Source organism: Azorhizophilus paspali (assembly GCF_043587585.2).
Taxonomy (GTDB): Bacteria; Pseudomonadota; Gammaproteobacteria; order Pseudomonadales; family Pseudomonadaceae; genus Azotobacter; species Azotobacter paspali.
On record NZ_CP171449.1, the window covers coordinates 2,401,928 to 2,420,807 of the forward strand.

15 protein-coding genes, 3 tRNA genes and 2 pseudogenes are annotated in these 18,880 nt (G+C 63.1%); 10 read left to right on the forward strand and 10 right to left on the reverse strand.

Translation table 11 applies throughout. The annotated features are described in order from the left end of the window. The first annotated feature begins 39 nt into the window (after window positions 1–39). Both ACGI6K_RS11640 and ACGI6K_RS11645 read left to right on the forward strand, forming a co-directional pair. Window positions 40–351 (forward strand): helix-turn-helix domain-containing protein, encoded by a 312-nt coding sequence (locus tag ACGI6K_RS11640; protein ID WP_377969249.1) that lies wholly within the window; start codon window positions 40–42, stop codon window positions 349–351. Continuing rightward, window positions 237–1,340 carry a tyrosine-type recombinase/integrase gene (locus tag ACGI6K_RS11645; RefSeq protein ID WP_376949348.1) on the forward strand — a complete coding sequence of 368 codons (1,104 nt, stop codon included), beginning with the start codon at window positions 237–239 and terminating at the stop codon, window positions 1,338–1,340. Before ACGI6K_RS11640 ends, ACGI6K_RS11645 begins: the two co-directional genes overlap by 115 nt. A 9-nt stretch (window positions 1,341–1,349) precedes the next feature. Here ACGI6K_RS11645 and ACGI6K_RS11650 read toward each other — a convergent pair. The 3 genes from ACGI6K_RS11650 to ACGI6K_RS11660 all read right to left on the reverse strand — a co-directional run bounded on the left by ACGI6K_RS11650 (window position 1,350) and on the right by ACGI6K_RS11660 (window position 1,683). After that, window positions 1,350–1,434: transfer RNA gene (locus tag ACGI6K_RS11650), tRNA-Leu, on the reverse strand. Window positions 1,435–1,496: 62 nt separating this feature from the next. After that, window positions 1,497–1,572: transfer RNA gene (locus ACGI6K_RS11655), tRNA-His, on the reverse strand. A gap of 34 nt (window positions 1,573–1,606) precedes the next feature. Continuing rightward, a tRNA-Arg gene (locus ACGI6K_RS11660) sits at window positions 1,607–1,683 on the reverse strand. 267 nt (window positions 1,684–1,950) lie between these two features. Here ACGI6K_RS11660 and folD point away from each other — a divergent pair. Beyond that, complete coding sequence (folD, locus tag ACGI6K_RS11665) at window positions 1,951–2,805, forward strand: bifunctional methylenetetrahydrofolate dehydrogenase/methenyltetrahydrofolate cyclohydrolase FolD (RefSeq protein WP_376949346.1); 855 nt, start codon at window positions 1,951–1,953, stop codon at window positions 2,803–2,805. Between the two features lie 90 nt (window positions 2,806–2,895). Here folD and cysS read toward each other — a convergent pair whose 3' ends face one another. Together cysS and ACGI6K_RS11675 are read right to left on the reverse strand one after the other, a co-directional pair. Next, window positions 2,896–4,281 (reverse strand): cysteine--tRNA ligase, encoded by a 1,386-nt coding sequence (cysS, locus tag ACGI6K_RS11670; protein WP_376949344.1) that lies wholly within the window; start codon window positions 4,279–4,281, stop codon window positions 2,896–2,898. Next, entirely contained in the window at window positions 4,282–5,949 is a 1,668-nt protein-coding gene (locus ACGI6K_RS11675) for a glutamine--tRNA ligase/YqeY domain fusion protein (RefSeq protein ID WP_376949342.1), read from the reverse strand. 156 nt (window positions 5,950–6,105) lie between these two features. Here ACGI6K_RS11675 and ACGI6K_RS11680 point away from each other — a divergent pair, with 156 nt between their 5' ends. Both ACGI6K_RS11680 and lpxH read left to right on the forward strand, forming a co-directional pair. Then, window positions 6,106–6,600 (forward strand): peptidylprolyl isomerase, encoded by a 495-nt coding sequence (locus tag ACGI6K_RS11680; RefSeq protein WP_376949340.1) that lies wholly within the window; start codon window positions 6,106–6,108, stop codon window positions 6,598–6,600. Between the two features lie 5 nt (window positions 6,601–6,605). Beyond that, entirely contained in the window at window positions 6,606–7,331 is a 726-nt protein-coding gene (lpxH, locus tag ACGI6K_RS11685) for a UDP-2,3-diacylglucosamine diphosphatase (RefSeq protein WP_376949338.1), read from the forward strand. A 137-nt stretch (window positions 7,332–7,468) separates the two neighbouring features. Here the strand turns inward: lpxH and ACGI6K_RS11690 are convergent, their stop codons facing one another. Further along, on the reverse strand, window positions 7,469–8,071 hold the full coding sequence (locus tag ACGI6K_RS11690) for a tRNA-(ms[2]io[6]A)-hydroxylase (protein WP_376949336.1): 603 nt from the start codon (window positions 8,069–8,071) through the stop codon (window positions 7,469–7,471). A gap of 76 nt (window positions 8,072–8,147) precedes the next feature. After that, window positions 8,148–8,624, reverse strand: coding sequence for a DUF1289 domain-containing protein (locus ACGI6K_RS11695; protein WP_376949334.1), 477 nt, complete (start codon window positions 8,622–8,624; stop codon window positions 8,148–8,150). Window positions 8,625–9,009: 385 nt separating this feature from the next. On the opposite strand from ACGI6K_RS11695, the gene acnB reads away from it, so the two are divergent. From acnB to ACGI6K_RS11710, 3 genes and pseudogenes are all read left to right on the forward strand, one after another. After that, complete coding sequence (gene acnB / locus ACGI6K_RS11700; RefSeq protein WP_376949332.1) at window positions 9,010–11,619, forward strand: bifunctional aconitate hydratase 2/2-methylisocitrate dehydratase; 2,610 nt, start codon at window positions 9,010–9,012, stop codon at window positions 11,617–11,619. Window positions 11,620–11,897: 278 nt separating this feature from the next. Next, a pseudogene (locus ACGI6K_RS11705) lies at window positions 11,898–13,037 on the forward strand (CmpA/NrtA family ABC transporter substrate-binding protein); the annotation flags it as partial. A 42-nt stretch (window positions 13,038–13,079) separates the two neighbouring features. Then, window positions 13,080–13,650, forward strand: a pseudogene (locus ACGI6K_RS11710) (ANTAR domain-containing response regulator). A gap of 41 nt (window positions 13,651–13,691) precedes the next feature. Here the strand turns inward: ACGI6K_RS11710 and ACGI6K_RS11715 are convergent. Next, entirely contained in the window at window positions 13,692–13,991 is a 300-nt protein-coding gene (locus ACGI6K_RS11715; RefSeq protein WP_376949330.1) for a hypothetical protein, read from the reverse strand. A 206-nt stretch (window positions 13,992–14,197) separates the two neighbouring features. On the opposite strand from ACGI6K_RS11715, the gene alaC reads away from it, so the two are divergent. After that, a complete protein-coding gene (gene alaC, locus ACGI6K_RS11720) occupies window positions 14,198–15,439 on the forward strand; it encodes an alanine transaminase (protein ID WP_376949328.1) in 1,242 nt (413 codons plus the stop codon). An 88-nt stretch (window positions 15,440–15,527) separates the two neighbouring features. Then, the gene (locus tag ACGI6K_RS11725; protein WP_376949326.1) at window positions 15,528–16,844 is read left to right on the forward strand and encodes a leucine-rich repeat-containing protein kinase family protein; all 1,317 of its coding nucleotides are present in this window, start codon (window positions 15,528–15,530) and stop codon (window positions 16,842–16,844) included. A 7-nt stretch (window positions 16,845–16,851) separates the two neighbouring features. On the opposite strand, the gene ACGI6K_RS11730 is transcribed toward ACGI6K_RS11725, so the two are convergent. Both ACGI6K_RS11730 and ACGI6K_RS11735 read right to left on the reverse strand, forming a co-directional pair. Further along, window positions 16,852–17,160, reverse strand: a complete 309-nt coding sequence (locus ACGI6K_RS11730) for a PfkB family carbohydrate kinase (RefSeq protein WP_376949324.1) — start codon at window positions 17,158–17,160, stop codon at window positions 16,852–16,854. 41 nt (window positions 17,161–17,201) lie between these two features. Further along, window positions 17,202–18,875 carry a sulfatase-like hydrolase/transferase gene (locus ACGI6K_RS11735; RefSeq protein ID WP_376949322.1) on the reverse strand — a complete coding sequence of 558 codons (1,674 nt, stop codon included), beginning with the start codon at window positions 18,873–18,875 and terminating at the stop codon, window positions 17,202–17,204. Window positions 18,876–18,880: the final 5 nt, after the last annotated feature.

Consider the following 18,880-nt stretch of genomic DNA (forward strand, 5'->3'; position numbering starts at 1 on the left):
CAATCCGCGCCGGGAGGGAGACTTTTGCCCATGAGTTTGATGACTGTCGACCAGGCGGCAGAGCTTCTGAGCGTCTGCAGCCGAACTGTCTACAACATGGCCGCAGACGGGCGCATCCCAGTAGTCCGGATGCGCGGCCGGAGCCTGCGCGTCCATCGCGAGAAGCTGGAGGCAATGCTTGAAGATGAAGCCGCTGCTAGTATTCGCGCCGCGGGCGGCGTGAAGGAGAACACCACATGCCGTACAAACGAGGCGACTCACCTTTCTGGTGGGTCAGCTACAAGCTACCAACTGGAAAGTACGTTAGACGATCTTCTGGGACAGAAGACTACGCGGCGGCAAAGGCGCTAGAGCAGCAGGCCCGAGCGGACGCATGGAAGGAAAAGGAATGGGGCGTGAATCCGCCCCGGAGCTTCGAGGAGGTGATCATCCCGTACCTGCAGCACGCTCGCCAGCATCAGCGCAGCTACGAGACGACGACTCATCGGGTAAAGCATCTGCGGGAGGCCTTTGCCGGAAAGATCATGAACGATCTGAGTGGCCAGCAGATCCGAGAATATACCAGCAAACGTATGGAGGCCGGGGCCTCGGCAGCCACCATCAATCGTGAGTTGTCAGCGCTGTCTGCGGCCATCAACTGGTGCAACGTGGAGTACGAGTGGGGATTGCCGAACCCGGTGAAAGGAAGGAAGGCAAGGGAGCCGGAAGGCAGGGTGCGCTGGATCACACGGGCAGAGATTGAGGCGCTGTGCAGGGAGGCACGAATGCTGAAGTACGGCGACAACCTTGAGGACTTCATCCGCCTGGCGGTCAATACCGGGTGCAGGAAGGGGGAAATGCTCGGCCTCGAATGGCGGCGAGTGGATCTGCATAACAGGCTGATCTATCTAGAGGGGCAGCACACGAAGGCCGGCAAGCGCCGATCGATACCGATCAACGAGGGCGCCCTATCTGCGCTCAAGAGCAGGATGGCATTCCGGGCAAAGCACTGCCCGGCGAGCCCATGGGTATTTTGCCGGCCGAGCGGAGAGCGAGCGGTCAGTGTGCGGGTAGGCTTCGAGAAAGCATGTCAAAAAGCCGGCATCACCGACTTCATGATTCACGATTTGAGGCACACCTGCGCGGCGCACCTTATTAGTGCAGGCGTTCCGCTTTCGGAGGTGCGAGACTTGCTGGGCCACAGCACGGTTACGATGACAGAGCGCTATGCCCACCTTGCGCCGGCCCGTGTTCGGGATGCTGTAGCGGTTCTGGACCGTGAGAATGGTATGTCACGTTCTCGCTACGCTGAATTACCAGTGCATCAAGGAGAGAGGCCCTTAAAGCTCGTAACTCCTTGATTTGTAAGGTGGTGCGGATGAAGAGACTCGAACTCTTACGCCTTGCGGCGCTGGAACCTAAATCCAGTGTGTCTACCAATTCCACCACATCCGCGTGGCTAAAGCCCCGACAAGAGAAACGAAAGCGCCAGGCTGGGTGCCTGGCGCCTTGGAATATGGGGTGGACGATGGGAATCGAACCCACGACACCAGGAGCCACAATCCTGTGCTCTACCAACTGAGCTACGCCCACCATATCAATTGCCACTTGCCGCCGAACTGCTCTATGGCGCGCCCGGCAGGACTCGAACCTGCGACCATCCGCTTAGAAGGCGGATGCTCTATCCAGCTGAGCTACGGGCGCTTTTCATCTGCATTCTGAGCAGAGCGCAAATTCGAAGCCTTCCGCGAAGCCTACCTTTAAACCGACTTCACATTCACCCAGCAACAAGCTGTGCTCGACAAGCGGGGCAAATCTTATAGAGCAGACAATTCAGTGTCAATAATATTTTTAAATAAATCAGCAAGATGTAAGGAGTGGCGGTAGCAATCGGTCGCCCACGTTGGCCCCTTAGCCTCGCCATGCGAGAATGTCCGCTTCGTCTTATCAACTTACGGTCAAGCAAGCGTCATGACTGCGAAATTAATCGACGGCAAAGCGATCGCCGCCAGTCTTCGTCAGCAGATCGCCCAACGTGTCGCTGAGCGACGCCAGCAGGGCCTGCGCGCTCCCGGCCTGGCAGTCATCCTGGTGGGAACCGATCCAGCCTCTCAAGTCTATGTATCCCACAAGCGCAAGGACTGCGAAGAAGTGGGCTTCCACTCCCGAGCCTACGATCTTTCCGCCAGCACTACCCAGGGAGAACTTTTATCCCTGATCGACCGCCTGAACGAAGACCCGGCGATCGACGGAATTCTGGTACAGCTACCGCTTCCAGTACACCTTGACGCCTCCCTGCTGCTCGAGCGCATCCGCCCTGACAAGGACGTGGACGGCTTCCACCCTTACAACATCGGTCGCCTCGCCCAACGCATGCCGCTGCTGCGCCCCTGCACCCCCAAAGGCATCATGACGCTCCTGCAGAGCACCGGCGTAAACCTGTACGGGCTGGATGCCACGGTCGTCGGCGCCTCCAATATCGTCGGCCGTCCGATGGCGCTGGAACTGCTGCTGGCCGGCTGTACCGTGACCGTCACCCACCGGTTCACCCGCAATCTGGCCGAGCATGTCAGTCGCGCCGACCTGGTGATAGCTGCAGCCGGAAAGCCCGGTCTGGTCAAAGGCGAATGGATCAAACCGGGAGCGATCGTCATAGATGTCGGCATCAACCGGCTGGACGACGGCAGACTGGTCGGCGACGTGGAGTTTTCCTCCGCGGCCGCACGCGCGGAATGGATCACCCCTGTCCCGGGCGGTGTTGGCCCGATGACCCGAGCCTGCCTTCTGGAAAACACCCTGCACGCAGCCGAGCAGTTGCACCGCTAACCAGAACAGCCCCCATGAAAATGGCACCCTAGAGTGCCATTTTCCGCCCACAGGCGCATCTTTGGCACCTTGCTCTTCCGAAGATGCCCCTCAGTCGACCAGGCGCCAGATGGTGCCGTTCTTACCGTCTTCCAGCAATACGCCCATGGCAGCAAGCCGGTCGCGAATGCGGTCGGACTCGGCCCAGTTCTTTTCAGCACGCGCAGCGAGGCGCGCAGCGATCAGCGCTTCAACTTCGGCGGCATCCACCCTATCCGCAGCGCCGGCCTGCAGGAAGGCCTCCGGCTCCAACTGCAATACACCGAGCAGGCCACCCAGCTCCTTCAGACGCGCAGCCAACGATGCAGCCGATTGCAAATGCGTGTCACGCAGGCGATTGACCTCGCGCGCCAGTTCGAACAACACGGCACAGGCCTCCGGGGTATTGAAGTCATCGTCCATCGCCGCGTTGAAGCGTGCCACATACGCATCGCCACCAGTGGGCTGCGCAGCCGGCAGGACCTTGAGCGCGTTGTAGAAACGCTCCAGCGCAGCCCTAGCCTCACGCAGGCTGTCCTCGGAGTAGTTGATCGGACTCCGGTAGTGGCTGGATACCAGCAGGTAACGCACCACTTCGGGATGGTATTTCTCCAGCACCTCACGAATGGTGAAGAAGTTGCCCAGCGATTTGGACATTTTCTCGCCGTCGACACGTACTGCGCCGGCATGCATCCAGATGTTGGCGTACCGCTTGCCGGTGGCCGCCTCGCTCTGCGCGATCTCGTTCTCATGGTGCGGGAAAACCAGGTCCGGGCCGCCGCCATGGATGTCGAAGGTCTCGCCCAAGCAGCAGGTAGACATCACCGAGCATTCGATGTGCCAACCCGGCCGACCGGCTCCCCAGGGCGACTCCCAGCTCGGCTCGCCCGGCTTGGCGCCCTTCCACAGCACGAAGTCGAGCGGATCTTCCTTGGCTTCGCCCGGCTCGATGCGCGCACCGATCTTCAGGTCCTCGATCCTGCGGCGCGACAGCTTGCCGTAGCCTTCGAACTTGCCGACCCGGTAATAGACATCACCGTTGCCCGGCGCGTAGGCATAGCCTTTATCGATCAGGGTCCGGATCATCGCATGCATGCCGGCGATGTGATCGGTGGCGCGCGGCTCGCTGTCCGGGCGCAGTACATTCAGGCGCGCCTCGTCCTTGTGCATGGCGGCGATCATGCGACCGACCAGGTCCTGGAACGACTCGCCGTTCTCGTTGGCGCGCCGGATGATCTTGTCGTCGATGTCGGTGATGTTGCGCACATAGGTGACATCGTAGCCGCTATGGCGCAACCAGCGGGAAACCACATCGAACGCCACCATCACCCGCGCGTGACCGATATGGCAGAAGTCATAGACGGTCATGCCGCATACATACATGCGGACCTTGTTGCCCTCCAGTGGCTTGAACACTTCCTTGCCCTTGGACAGGGTGCTGTAGATGGAAAGCGTCATTCACTGCCCCCAGGAGTCGCGCAGGGTGACGGTACGATTGAACACCGGGGCGCCCGGCCTGGAGTCCTTCAGGTCGGCGCAGAAGTAACCTTCGCGCTCGAACTGGAAGCGCTCCTCCGGCTGCGCATTGGCCAGCGAAGGCTCCGCGCGGCAACCTGTGAGCACCACCAGGGAGCAGGGATTAATGTTATCGAGAAAATTGCCGCCCTCTTCGCTCTTCTCCGGATTGGCGACCTTGAACAGACGATCGTACAGGCGCACCTCGCATTCAACGCTACCCTCGACCGGCACCCAGTGAATCACTCCCTTGACCTTGCGGCCTTCCGGGTTCTTGCCGAGAGTGTTCTCATCATAGGAACAGCGTAGCTCGATGATGTTGCCGGCTTCGTCCTTGATCGCTTCGTCGGCGCGGATCACGTAGCTACCGCGCAGGCGCACCTCACCACCGGGAATCAGGCGCTTGTAGCCGGCCGGAGGGGTTTCCTCGAAATCGCCGGCATCGATGTAGATCTCGCGGGAGAACGGAAGCACGCGCACACCCATGTCCTGCTTGGGATGGCGCGGCAACTCGAGGTTTTCGACCCGCCCTTGCGGATAATTGGTGATCACCACTTTCAGCGGCTTGAGCACGCACATGGCACGCGCGGCGTTGGCGTCTAGATCCTCGCGGATGGCGAACTCCAGCATGCCGATATCGACCACGCCGCCAGCGCGGTTGACACCGATCATGTCGCAGAAGGCACGGATCGAAGCCGGTGTGTAGCCGCGGCGGCGATAACCGGACAAAGTCGACATGCGCGGGTCGTCCCAGCCGCCGACATACCCCTCGTCGACCAATTGCTTGAGCTTGCGCTTGCTGGTGATGGTGTAATTCAGATTGAGGCGGGCGAACTCGTACTGGCGCGGTCGGCACGGCACAGGCAGGTTATCCAGGAACCACTCGTAGAGCGGACGGTGATCCTCGAACTCCAGGGTGCAGATCGAGTGAGTGATGCCTTCGATGGCATCCGACTGGCCGTGGGTGAAATCGTAGCTCGGGTAGATGCACCACTTGTCGCCGGTCTGATGGTGATGGGCGTGGCGGATACGATAGAGGATCGGGTCGCGCAGGTTCATGTTCGGGGCGGCCATGTCGATCTTCGCCCGCAGGGCCCGTGCGCCATCCGCGAACTCGCCAGCCTTCATGCGCGCGAACAAGTCGAGGTTCTCTTCCACCGAGCGTTCTCGGTAGGGGCTGTTCCTTCCCGGCTCGGTCAGGCTGCCACGGTAATCGCGCGCCTCGTCCGGCGACAGATCGCAGACGTAGGCCTTGCCGGCCTCGATCAGATGAATCGCCCAGTCGTAGAGCTGGTCGAAATAGCTGGAGGCGTAGCGCTCCTCGCCCGCCCACTGGAAGCCCAGCCAGCGGACGTCACTCTTGATCGCATCGATGTACTCCTGGTCCTCCTTGGCCGGGTTGGTGTCGTCGAAACGCAGGTTGCACTCGCCACCGAACTCCTGGGCCAGACCGAAGTTCAGACAGATCGACTTGGCATGGCCGATATGCAGATAGCCGTTGGGCTCCGGCGGGAAGCGGGTGACGATCTTGGCGTGCTTGCCCGACTCCAGGTCGGCCTGGACGATCGGGCGGAGGAAGTTCGCGGCGGCGGGAGTCTCGGGCTTGCTCATGGGATCCTTGAAACATGTCGGCGCCGGCCAGGGTAGGCCGGCCAATGCAAAGGGCTTATCATAGCGGACCCATCATGCCCCTGACAGAGATCCGGCAACAACGAGCATTGGCCGGCGGACTCCGGGCATCCCCAATCCACCCAGCGGAATTCAGCCATGATCAAGCTGCAAACCAACCACGGCACCATCACCCTGAAGCTATTCGCCGACAAGGCCCCGGAAACCGCCGCCAACTTCGAGCAGTATGTGAAGGACGGCCACTACGACGGCACCATCTTCCACCGAGTGATCGACGGCTTCATGATCCAGGGCGGCGGTTTCGAGCCGGGCATGAAGCAGAAGTCAACCCGTGCACCGATCAAGAACGAGGCCAACAACGGCCTGTCCAACAAGAAATACACCATTGCCATGGCGCGCACGCCCGACCCGCACTCGGCCAGCGCGCAGTTCTTCATCAACGTCAAGGACAACGCCTTTCTCGACCACACCGCGCCGACCGCGCACGGTTGGGGCTACGCCGTATTCGGTGAAGTGGTCGAGGGCACGGATGTGGTCGACAAGATCAAGAGCGTAGCCACCGGCAGCCGCGCCGGCCATGGCGACGTGCCAGTGGACGACGTGATCATCGAGAAGGCCGAGATCGTCGAATAATCCCGATGACTACACTGCTGATCTCGGATCTGCATCTTGACGAGGAGCGCCCGGACATAGCCCGGGCGTTTCTACGCTTTCTGAAGGAGCGTGCCAGCCAGGCCGAAGCCCTGTACATCCTCGGCGATTTCTTCGAGGCCTGGATCGGTGACGACGCCATGACATCCTTCCAGCACGACATCGCCGCAGCTCTTCGCGAAGTGACGGAACGGGGCACGCGGATCTTCCTGATGCACGGCAACCGCGACTTCCTCGTCGGCCGCTCGTTCTGCCGCCAAGCCGGTTGCACCCTTCTGCGCGACCCCAGCCGCATCATCCTGAACGGCGCTCCCGTGCTGCTGATGCATGGCGATACCCTATGCACCCGCGACATCGCCTACATGCGCTTTCGCTGGCGCCTGCGCAACCCGGTGTCGGTATGGCTCCTACGCCACCTGCCCCTCTCCAAGCGCCGGCAACTGGCACGCAAATGGCGCGATGCCAGCCGTATGCAGGTCCGCCGGAAGGCTACCGAAATCGTCGATGTCACACCTGAAGAAGTGCCGCGAATCATGGCCGCCCACGGCGTGCTGACCCTGATCCATGGCCATACCCACCGCCCCGCCGTGCACGAACTGCAGGTCGATGGCCGTCAGGCCCAGCGCATAGTCCTGGGCGACTGGAACCGACAGGGCTGGGTACTGCAAGTCGACAGAGGCGGCTATCACCTGACTCCCTTCCCCATCGACTAAGGGCCAAGGCTCGCCCCACCATATCCGTTCCGCATCGAGTGCATCTCGCATCGGCCGCTTAGAACGAGGAAGCCACGGCGGCATGTGCCTCTCGTTCGCTCCGCGCGCCCCCGAAGCCAGTTTGGGAAGAACGGCGGTCAGGCCGGCGCACCGCTATGGAAACGGAACTCCGTATCCGGGACAAGGATCGCCTGGCGCTCGATCTCGGCGAAAAAGGCCACGCGCTCGTCGATCGGCTCGCCGGCATACTGGCGGGCCATGCCCAGATAGTCCTGATAGTGCCGCGCCTCCGAGGCGAGCAGCGAGACGTAGAAGTGCCCTAGCTCCTCGTCGAGGAATGGCGCCAGACGATGGAAACGTTCGCAGGAGCGCGCCTCGATGTAGGCACCGACGATCAGGGTATCGATCAGCCGCCCCGGCTCGTTCTTGCGGATATGCGCATGCAGGCGCTGGGCGTAGAGCGAGGCGCTGAGCGGCCGGTAGACGACGCCACGCTTCTTCATCAGTTCGGCCACCTGCTCGAAATGGCGCAGCTCTTCGCGCGCCAGGCGCGACAACTTGTACTGCAGATCCTCCTTGTCGACATGCCGGAACAACAGGGTCAATGCCGTACCGGCCGCCTTCTTCTCGCAGTTGGCGTGATCGATCAACAGGATCTCGGGATGCAACAACGCCTGCTCGATCCAGGTTCGGGGTGTCGGGCAGAGCAGGAAACTTTCGATTTCGGGAAGCAGGGACATGGCAATCTGACTGGACTTGAAAGGCTGAGCATTATACGGCCCCCACCCAGGGCGGAGGAGCCGGCTGCATCCGCTCTCAAACACGCATCTGCAAATCGCCGCGCAGAAAACGCGGCGCGATGTAGCGCTCGTAGTGAGCCTCGGAAAGTAGGAAGAACTCGCGGTCGATGGCATCGCGCAGAGCCGACAACTCCCAATCGCGGAATTCCGGCAATAGGGCGATGCCATAGGCCTCGAGCTGGTTGATCGCCCGGGCGCCGCGGGCGATCAATTGGTAAGCCCAGCAATACACCGACTGCTCGGTCAGGAAACGGATCTGCCGCTGCTCCAGTTGATCGCGCAGACGCTGCGCGTCGAACACCTCCAGCTTGGCCTGCACCACCTGCACCAGCAAAGCCTCCAGGCGCCCCCAGACGGCGCGCTTCTCCACCTCGGCATACTGGTTCCAGTTCACTACTTCGTGGTGGAAGCGCTTGCAGCCCCGGCAGACCAGATCGCCATAGACCGTCGAGCAGAGACCGATGCAGGGCGTCTTGATGCGCTGATGAGACATGGGTGAGAGAGGCCGGTGAAAGCGGAAAACGGGGGCATCTTAGCCCTTTGTCTAGGCCCGGTCACCCGCTTGAAGCCTCTGGCAGCTTTAACTCGGCCATCGCTTTCCAGTAAACTGCCAACGCCTTTTTGGCACCACTGTCCAGTTGAAGCTGTTTTCAAAGCGTCACGAGCACAGTTGGCCCGAGGAACGGCGCAGGCGTCCCGCCACAGGCAAGGTGCCGGGCGCCTCCCCTCCCTCGGCGTAAAACTTTGAAAACAGCTTCTGGAGGGGGATCACCGCAACCTTGGCCGTGCTGCCCATAAAGTGGCTAAGGCGCTTGCGTGCGGGGATTCCCAGGATGAGTGTTCCGGAAGCTCCCGGGACCACTGATGAGGGTAAAACTGTGCTTGAAGCCTACCGCAAACACGTAGCTGAGCGTACCGCCCTGGGTGTTGTGCCCCAGCCGCTGAATGCCGAACAGACCGCTGCTCTGGTCGAACTGCTGAAGAATCCGCCGGCCGGCGAAGAAGAATTCCTGCTTGACCTGATCACCCATCGTGTTCCGCCGGGCGTGGACGAGGCAGCCTACGTCAAGGCCGGTTTCCTCTCCGCCATCGCCAAGGGCGAAGCCGCTTCCCCGCTGATCAGCAAGATCCGCGCCGTCGAGCTGCTGGGCACCATGCAGGGCGGCTACAACATCGCCACCCTGGTCGAGCTGCTGGACAGCGCCGAGCTGGCCAACGCCGCCGCCGACCAGCTCAAGCACACCCTGTTGATGTTCGACGCCTTCCACGACGTCGCCGAACGCGCCAAGAAGGGCAACGCCGCCGCCAAGGCCGTGCTGCAGTCCTGGGCCGACGGTGAGTGGTTCACCGCCAAGCCCGCCGTTCCGGAAAAAGTCACCCTGACCGTGTTCAAGGTCCCGGGCGAAACCAACACCGACGACCTGTCCCCGGCTCCGGACGCCTGGTCGCGCCCCGATATCCCGCTGCACGCCCTGGCCATGCTGAAGATGGCCCGCGATGGCATCGAGCCAGTCCAGCCCGGCTCCGTCGGTCCGCTGAAGCAGATCGAAGCGGTCAAGGCCAAGGGCTTCCCGGTCGCCTACGTCGGTGACGTGGTCGGCACCGGTTCTTCCCGTAAGTCCGCCACCAACTCGGTGCTGTGGTTCTTCGGCGACGACATCCCCTTTGTTCCGAACAAGCGCGCCGGTGGTTTCTGCTTCGGCACCAAGATCGCCCCGATCTTCTACAACACCATGGAAGACGCCGGCGCCCTGCCGATCGAATTCGACTGCACCAACCTGGCCATGGGCGACGTGATCGACGTCTACCCGATCAAGGGCGAAGTGCGCCGCAACGGCAGCGACGAGCTGGTCGCCACCTTCGCGCTGAAGACCGACGTGCTGCTCGATGAAGTCCGCGCCGGTGGCCGCATCCCGCTGATCATCGGCCGCGGCCTGACCGAGAAGGCCCGCGCAGAACTGGGCCTGGCTCCCTCCACCCTGTTCAAGAAGCCGGAAGTCCCGGCCGACAGCGGCAAGGGCTACAGTCTGGCCCAGAAGATGGTCGGTCGCGCCTGCGGCCTGCCGGAAGGCAAAGGCGTCCGTCCGGGTACCTACTGCGAACCGAAGATGACCACCGTCGGCTCCCAGGACACCACCGGCCCGATGACCCGCGACGAGCTGAAGGATCTGGCGTGCCTGGGCTTCTCCGCCGACCTGGTGATGCAATCATTCTGCCACACCGCCGCCTATCCCAAGCCCATCGACGTCAAGACCCACCACACCCTGCCGGATTTCATCCGCACCCGTGGCGGCGTCTCCCTGCGTCCCGGCGACGGTATCATCCACAGCTGGCTGAACCGCATGCTGCTGCCGGACACCGTGGGTACCGGTGGCGACTCGCACACCCGCTTTCCGATCGGCATCTCCTTCCCGGCCGGCTCCGGCCTAGTCGCCTTCGCCGCCGCCACCGGCGTGATGCCGCTGGACATGCCGGAATCCGTGCTGGTGCGCTTCAAGGGCAAGCTGCAGCCCGGTATTACCCTGCGTGACCTGGTGCATGCCATCCCCTACTACGCCATCCAAGCCGGCCTGCTGACCGTCGAGAAGAAGGGCAAGAAGAACATCTTCTCCGGCCGCATCCTCGAGATCGAAGGTCTGAACGAGCTGACCGTCGAGCAGGCATTCGAACTGTCCGACGCCTCCGCCGAGCGTTCGGCTGCCGGCTGCACCATCAAGTTGCCGGAAAAGGCCATCGCCGAGTACCTGAAGTCCAACATCACCATGCTGCGCTGGATGATCGGCGAAGGCTACGGCGATCCGCGCACCCTGGAGCGTCGTGCCCAGGCGATGGAAGCCTGGCTGGCCAAGCCGCAACTGCTGGAAGCCGACAAGGACGCCGAGTACGCCGCCGTGATCGAGATCGATCTGGCCGACGTCAAGGAGCCGGTCCTCTGCGCGCCGAACGATCCGGACGACGCCCGTCTGCTGTCCAGCGTCGCCGGCCAGAAGATCGACGAAGTGTTCATCGGTTCCTGCATGACCAACATCGGTCACTTCCGCGCCGCCGGCAAGCTGCTCGACAAGGTTAAGGGCGGCATCCCGACCCGTCTGTGGCTGGCTCCGCCGACCAAGATGGACGCCCACCAACTGACCGAGGAAGGCTATTACGGCATCTACGGCAAGGCCGGTGCGCGCATGGAAATGCCGGGCTGCTCGCTGTGCATGGGTAACCAGGCCCGCGTACAGACCGGTTCGACCGTGGTCTCCACCTCGACCCGTAACTTCCCGAACCGTCTGGGCGATGCGACCAACGTGTTCCTGGCCTCCGCCGAACTGGCGTCGGTCGCCTCGATCCTCGGCAAGCTGCCGACCGTCGAGGAATACATGGAGTACGCGAAGAGCATCGACACCATGGCTGCCGATATCTATCGCTACCTGTCCTTCGACCAGATCGCCGAGTACAAGGAAGCGGCCGCCAAGGCCGAACTCCCGGTTCTGCAAGCCTAAGCGTCTCGCGCGCTGAACGAAGAAGCCCCGCCCCCGTGCGGGGCTTCTTCTTTTCTGCGCTCCTGCGCTAGAGTGGCGGCAAGCCGAAAGGCCGATATGTCCCGGTTCCTGGCGCATCGGTTGCATCGAGCCCAGCAACATCGGCGGCCCCAACGGCGGGTCCCATTCATCGACAATGCCGTCGTTTTCGGCCCTGCCCCAGGCAGTTGTCGAGGCGACGCCTTTTCGTCCAGCGCCGGAAAACACCATGACAGACCACCACGCAACTTCCAGAGCGGATGCCCAGGAGCGATGCCCCCGAGAAAAGCTCGATCAACCTGGGCTTCATGCCGCTCACCGACTCCGCCTCGCTGATCGTCGCCGCGACCCAGGGTTTCGCCGAACCCTATGGGCTGACCCTCAATCTCAAGCGCCAAGTATCCTGGTCGGGCCTACGCGACAAGTTGCTCAGCGGCGAACTGGATGCCGCTCAGGGACTGTACAGACTGATCTACAGCATGCAGCTCGGCACCGGCGACCGACATGGCGGTGCTGATGGGCCTCAACCAGAACGGTCAGAGCATCAACCTGTCGACTCCGCTCCGGCAAGCCGGGGTGTGCAGTGGTGAGACACTGGTCCGGCATGTACGCCAGAGCAGCACGAAGCTCACCCTGGCCCAGACCTTTCCGACCAGTACCCATGCCCTCTGGCTCTACTACTGGCTCGCCAGCCTGGGCATCCATCCCCTCGCGGACGTGAACACCCTGGTGGTGGTGCCGCCGCAGATGGTCGAACACCTGCGTGCTGGCCGTATTGACGGTTTCTGCGCCGGAGAGCCCTGGGGCGCCCACGCCATCGACCAGGGCATGGGTTTCACCATAGCCACCAGTCAGTCGATCTGGCCGGATCACCCGGAGAAAGTACTCGGCTGCACGCGTGCCTTCGCCGAGCAGTACCCCAATACCGCCCGCGCCCTGATCATGGCCGTGCTGGAAGCGAGCCGTTTCATCGACGCCAGCGAGGAGAACAAGGCCGGCACCGCGCAACTGATCAGCGCCGACGAATACGTGGCCGCACCGCGCCAGGTGATCGAACCGCGCTTTCTCGGCGACTACGAGGACGGCGACGGCAATGCCTGGCGCGACAACCATGCTCTGCACTTTCATGGCGACGGCGAGGTCAACCTGCCCTATCTCTCCGACGGTCTCTGGTTCATGACCCAGTTCCGCCGCTGGGGACTGCTACGCGAAGACCCGGATTACCTGGCCATCGCCACTCGGGTGCAGCAGCTCGAACTGTATCGCGATGCCGCCGGCGCTCTCGGCATGGCGCAGCCCGCCATGGCCATGCGAGCGCCACCTTGCTGGACGGCAGGCGCTGGAACGGCTCCGACCCCGCAGCCTATGCGCGCAGCTTCGATCTCCACGCCCTGAGCGAGCCGCCCTCCTCGGCCGATGACCAAGGACCAAGGACCATCCCCATGCTGCGCATCCTCCTGATCAACGACACGCCGAAAAAGGTCGGCCGCCTGAAAAGCGTCCTGGTCGAGGCCGGCTTCGAAGTCGTCGAGGAGTCCGGCCTGACCGTCGATCTGCCGGCGCGGGTCGAGGCTGTACGCCCCGATGTGATCCTCATCGACACCGAATCGCCCGGCCGCGACGTGATGGAGCAGGTGGTACTGGTCAGCCGCAACCGGCCGCGCCCGATCGTGATGTTCACCGACGAGTACGACCCGCAGGTGATGCGCCAGGCGATCCAGGCCGGGGTCTATCGTCGAGGGCATCCAGGCGCAACGCCTGCAGCCGATCCTCGACGTGGCCATGGCCCGCTTCGAGAGCGACCAGGCCCTGCGCGCCCAGTTGCAGGCCCGCGAGGCGCAGTTGGCCGAACGCAAGCGCGTCGAACTGGCCAAGGGCCTGCTGATGAAGATGAAGAACTGCAGCGAGGAGGAGGCCTATACCTTGATGCGCCGCCAGGCCATGAGCGGCCAGCAGAAGCTGATCCAGGTCGCCGAGCAGGTCATCGCCATGCACGACATGTTGGGAAGCTGAGGGAAAGCGGCAATCAGGATCGCTCCTGCCGCCGTCCGTTCTCAAGCCAGGCCGAGGAATTTCAGCGCCGACCGATAGATCTTGTCGCTGGCGCAGACAATCACCAGAGAGTCGCCGGATTTCGCTCCGCTTAGCAGATTAGTCAAGTCGCGGGTCACCCCGAAAGGGTTCTGCAGCACTGCTACCTGCACCTCGTCGCCCTCGGGCATCATCCGCTCGGCCACCAGTCGGTCCGGCTTCATGGTGAGCGTGATGCCGAGCACCTTGCTGCCGAAGCGGGTTTCAAGAAACTCGCTGCCGGACGAGCGCTGCGTGGACGATCTGGTGCTGACTGGTTTCATGGATTTCACCCCTGTTGAAAATGCGGGGAATCTACCAAAACGACCATGGCGAAACCCAGTCTCGATTGCCTTCTCGTCCGCCATCGCCTCATCTTAAAGTCGGACTTGCCGCCCGGCGGGCCTCACACGTATGGTGCGCGAGCAGGTCAGCGTACTGGCCAACGTCGCTCGGACGGTTCCGGGCGCCTACGTTTTTCGAGGAAATCATGGCCGAGCTCGGCAAGCGCCACTTTGCGCGCATCGATCGTCTCCCCCCCTACGTATTCAACATCACCGCCGAACTGAAGATGGCGGCCCGCCGCCGCGGCGAGGACATCATCGACTTCAGCATGGGCAACCCCGACGGTGCCACCCCAGCGCACATCGTCGAGAAGCTGGTGCAGGTCGCCCGCCGCGAGGACACCCATGGCTACTCCACTTCCCGCGGCATCCCGCGCCTGCGCCGCGCCATTTCGCACTGGTACAGGGACCGCTACGCCGTCGAGATCGACCCGGACAGCGAGGCCATCGTCACCATCGGCTCCAAGGAGGGCCTGGCGCACCTGATGCTGGCCACCCTCGACCATGGCGACAGCGTGCTGGTGCCCAATCCCAGCTACCCGATCCACATCTACGGCGCGGTGATCGCCGGCGCCCAGGTGCGCTCGGTGCCTCTGGTGCCCGGCATGGACTTCTTCGCCGAGCTGGAACGGGCCATTCGCGAAACGATTCCCAAGCCGAAGATGATGATCCTCGGCTTTCCCTCCAACCCCACCGCGCAATGCGTGGAACTGGACTTCTTCGAGCGCGTGGTGGCCCTCGCCAGGCAGTACGACATCCTGGTGGTGCATGACTTGGCCTACGCCGACATCGTCTACGACGGCTGGAAGGCACCGTCGATCATGCAGGTACCGGGCGCCAAGGAAGTCGCCGTGGAGTTCTTCACCCTATCGAAGAGCTACAACATGGCCGGCTGGCGTATCGGTTTCATGGTCGGCAATCAGGAACTGGTCGGCGCCCTGGCGCGGATCAAGAGCTACCACGATTACGGCACCTTCACCCCGTTGCAGGTGGCGGCCATCGCCGCCCTAGAAGGCGACCAGCAATGCGTGCGCGATATCGCCGAACAGTACCGCGAGCGGCGCAACCTGCTGGTCAAGGGCCTGCACGAGATCGGCTGGATGGTGGAAAAACCCAAGGCCTCCATGTATATCTGGGCGAAGATCCCCGCGCCCTATGCCCATCTCGGCTCGCTGGAGTTCGCCAAGAAGCTCCTGGCCGAGGCCAAGGTCTGCGTCTCGCCGGGACTGGGTTTCGGCGACTACGGCGACGATCACGTGCGCTTCGCCCTGATCGAGAACCTCGACCGTACCCGTCAGGCCATCCGCGGTATCAAGGCCATGTTCCGTGCCGACGGCCTGCTCGAGGTCTCATCGGAAAAGGTGCGCAAGACCGACGCTGGCCACTGACCCGCACCGGCCCCGCCCGGCGACGGGGCTTTCCGCGCCTTGCCACCCATACTTCTTGCCTGACTGACCACAAGCCCGACGAATGCCCATGTCCACCCTCGAACAATTGCGCCGCGGCGAACTGGCTGGCAGCGCGCGCCTGACGCTCTCCGCCGGCCTCGACGAATTTCCCGAGGAAATCTTCGCCCTGGCCGACAGCTTGGAAATCCTCGACCTTTCGGGCAATCGCCTGACCAGCCTGCCGGCCGACTTGCCGCGCCTCGGCAAGCTGCGCATCCTGTTCTGCTCGGACAATCCGTTCAACGTATTGCCGGAAGTGCTCGGCGACTGCCCGCGACTGGAAATGATCGGCTTCAAGGCCAACCGCATCCACCATCTGCCTGCCACCGCGCTACCGCCGGCATTGCGCTGGCTGATCCTGACCGACAACCGGCTGGAACACCTGCCCAGCGAGTTGGGAGAACGCCCCCGCTTGCAGAAGCTGATGCTGGCCGGCAACCGGCTGCAAGAACTGCCAGCGAACCTGGCCGGGCTGGAGCGGCTGGAGTTGCTGCGCATCGCTGCCAACCGCCTCGCGGCCCTGCCCGGCTGGCTGGCAGAGCTGCCGCGGCTGTCCTGGCTGGCCTTCGCCGGCAATCCCTTCAGCGATGCCAGCGAGGCGGAAGTTTTGCGCCGGCATCCGCTACCGCCGATCCCGCGCGGCGATATCGCACTTGGCGAGATCCTCGGCCAAGGCGCTTCCGGCATCATTCAGCGCGCCGACTGGCGCAGCCCCGGACAACCGGCACGGCCCATGGCAGCCAAGCTATTCAAGAGCAGCGTCACCAGCGACGGCCTGCCGCGCAGCGAAATGGCCGCCTGCCTCGCCGCCGGCGAGCATGCCAATCTGATCCGCGTGGCCGGCCCGCTGGCCGAACGACCGGGAACGCCACCGGGGCTGCTACTGGAACTGATCGACCCGACCTTCCGCGTACTCGCCGGACCACCCTCGCTGGCCAGTTGCAGCCGCGATTGCTACGCGCCGGAACGGCGCTTCGTCTTCGACGAGGCCTTGCGCATCGCTCGTGGCGTGGCCGCAGCGGTGAACCATCTGCATGGGCGCGGCATCCTGCATGGCGATCTGTACGCCCACAACCTGCTGGTGGACGAACATGGCGACTGCCTGCTCGGCGATTTTGGCGCCGCCTCGTTCTTCGAGCCGGGCAGCGCCGCTGGCCGAGCACTGCAGCGCATCGAGGCGCGAGCCTTCGGCTGTCTGCTGGAAGAGTTGCTGGAGCGCTGTCCGGCGGACGAACGGAGCCTGCGTCAACGGCGCCTCGGGCAACTGCGGGAAGCCTGCATGAGCATGCAAGCGGAGCAGCGGCCGGACTTCGCCAGCCTGAGCGCCGACCTCGCCGCTCTCTGAGAAAGCCTTAGCCATCGTCATACAGGTGCTCGACATCTTCCGCCCGGCACAGCCCGGTGCCGGAGCGCATCAGAATCGTGGACGCCGCGCCCATGCCGTAGCGCCCCGCATCGTGCAGGCTCCAGCCGCGATTCAAGGCGAGCACCGTGGCACCGACCACGCTGTCGCCGGCCCCCACCGCACTGCGCAGGGGTATGTCGAAGGCGGAAAAGCGCTCGATGCCTTCCCGGCTCGCCAGCAGTGCGCCGCTGGCGCCGAGGGACAGAACGACGATCTTTAAGAGAGGATCGGAGGTCTTCGTTCTCGGCGACGCCATGATAGCAGCGCACTCACTGACCGGCCCCCACGGCCCGTACTTCACTGCAGCACGGGCTTCACCACCTCATTCAAGTCGATGAACTTCCAGTTCGCCTTCTCTCCCAGCCGCGCATTGAAGCGGGTGTTGAAGGTGAATTCATCCTCGGTATGCAAGCTCAGCGGCTTGCCATACACGGCTTGCAGCGCCGTCAGGTCGTAGCCCATCAACTGCAGCAGCGTAGGAAAGATGTTGTAGTGGCTGGAACGGTTCCTGTTACTCGCCAGCTCGCCTTGCCAGTCGAGACCGTGCAAGCCGTGACCCTGGATCACCACCAGCGGCACCAATCCCTCCTCCACCACCGGATCGCCACCACAGTGGGTATCGAGCCCTGGGTTGCCGCGCTCGTGCAGATCCTGGCCATGGTCGGAGGTATAGATCAGCACGGCGTTGTCGAGCCTGGCCCGGGCGAAAAGCCGGGCGAAGAACTCGCCGACGTTCCACAGCAGGGTATTTCTGTAGGCGTTACGGTACCGCCCCCAATCCTCGGCCTGGCCGCCAAAGCCGTCACGCTCGCCGGTATCGGAGATATCGGCATACTGGCCGCGCGGCAATGCCGGTCGGTAGATCATGAAATCGTCCGGGTACTTGTCGTGCACCGGAAAGTGCGCGCCGATCTTGTTGAGGTAGATCAGCTCGGCCGTATCGTTGCCGAGCAGTTCGATGAGTTTCTGCGCAGCCGCCATGTCGCGGTCGCGTACCGGGGTGCCGTCGAACTGGACGAACTCGTCGATTTCCTTTCGCTCGCTCTTGCTCATCAGATTTTGCAGGCGTCCGCCGGTGCGCTGCGCATCGATGTAGACCGTACGTAGCCCGGCCTTCCTGGCGTACTGCCAGATCGAGGGCATGGTCGAATTGATCCGCAGGTAATCGCTACGCGTGCCCCCATAACGCAGGGTGACGTTGGTATCCGCGCTGCAGTTGGCGATGGCGGCGGCATAGCCGTAGTTGTAGAGGGTCGCACCGGGAGGCGACTGCCCAAGGTTGGTGCGCACGCCGTGCTCGACATTGATGTCCAGATAGTTGCCGGACACGCTCTCGTCGATGATCAGCACGATATCGTTGCCGATCGCCTGGCCATGGCGCGGCAAGCTCACCGCTTCCCGCGGCCCCACGGTACTGCTCGCTGCCTCGTAGGCGAACAGGTTGAGGTAGGCCAGCGGCGTATACATCGCCGGCAGACCACGAGCCCCGACGCCACCGCGCACGAACAGGATGCCCGTCAGCAGCAGCAGAGCGCAGAGTGGCGCCGCGACCAGCGCGATCCCCGGTAGCGGCAGGCGTCGCCGGGGTGCGAGAGCGATGCCGAACAATAACGGCAAGGCTTTGGCGGCACAGACCAGGATGCTCGCCCAGTACTGGTACAGAGCCTCGTCGATGAAGCCACCGGAATAGATCAGCGAGACGAAGGTGCCGTAGGTCAGGTACTCGGCGGAGACCTGCGTGTAGACGTCGAAGAACAGCGTGCTGGCGAAGAACAGCAAAGCGAACAGGTAGCGGACCGGGGCCGACCGGATGTGGGCGGTCAGCCACAAGGCGACGAGCAGCACGGCGAACATCCCGGCGAACAGCACTAGCGGCACGCCGCCCTGCAGCGCCATCAGGCGTTCGCGGTAATAATCATGCTGGATCAGCAGGTACAGCCCGAGCAGCAACTCCTTCAAGAAAATCGCCATGGCTT

Excerpts from the sequence above, each read along its gene's own strand:
- lpxH (WP_376949338.1), top strand. The coding sequence starts at position 6,606 with ATGACTACACTGCTGATCTCGGATCTGCATCTTGACGAGGAGCGCCCG.
- ACGI6K_RS11715 (WP_376949330.1), bottom strand. The coding sequence starts at position 13,991 with ATGAAACCAGTCAGCACCAGATCGTCCACGCAGCGCTCGTCCGGCAGC.
- ACGI6K_RS11730 (WP_376949324.1), bottom strand. The coding sequence starts at position 17,160 with ATGGCGTCGCCGAGAACGAAGACCTCCGATCCTCTCTTAAAGATCGTC.
- ACGI6K_RS11695 (WP_376949334.1), bottom strand. The coding sequence starts at position 8,624 with ATGTCTCATCAGCGCATCAAGACGCCCTGCATCGGTCTCTGCTCGACG.
- folD (WP_376949346.1), top strand. The coding sequence starts at position 1,951 with ATGACTGCGAAATTAATCGACGGCAAAGCGATCGCCGCCAGTCTTCGT.
- ACGI6K_RS11735 (WP_376949322.1), bottom strand. The coding sequence starts at position 18,875 with ATGGCGATTTTCTTGAAGGAGTTGCTGCTCGGGCTGTACCTGCTGATC.
- ACGI6K_RS11640 (WP_377969249.1), top strand. The coding sequence starts at position 40 with ATGACTGTCGACCAGGCGGCAGAGCTTCTGAGCGTCTGCAGCCGAACT.
- cysS (WP_376949344.1), bottom strand. The coding sequence starts at position 4,281 with ATGACGCTTTCCATCTACAGCACCCTGTCCAAGGGCAAGGAAGTGTTC.
- ACGI6K_RS11690 (WP_376949336.1), bottom strand. The coding sequence starts at position 8,071 with ATGTCCCTGCTTCCCGAAATCGAAAGTTTCCTGCTCTGCCCGACACCC.
- ACGI6K_RS11645 (WP_376949348.1), top strand. The coding sequence starts at position 237 with ATGCCGTACAAACGAGGCGACTCACCTTTCTGGTGGGTCAGCTACAAG.
- ACGI6K_RS11675 (WP_376949342.1), bottom strand. The coding sequence starts at position 5,949 with ATGAGCAAGCCCGAGACTCCCGCCGCCGCGAACTTCCTCCGCCCGATC.
- ACGI6K_RS11725 (WP_376949326.1), top strand. The coding sequence starts at position 15,528 with ATGTCCACCCTCGAACAATTGCGCCGCGGCGAACTGGCTGGCAGCGCG.
- ACGI6K_RS11680 (WP_376949340.1), top strand. The coding sequence starts at position 6,106 with ATGATCAAGCTGCAAACCAACCACGGCACCATCACCCTGAAGCTATTC.
- alaC (WP_376949328.1), top strand. The coding sequence starts at position 14,198 with ATGGCCGAGCTCGGCAAGCGCCACTTTGCGCGCATCGATCGTCTCCCC.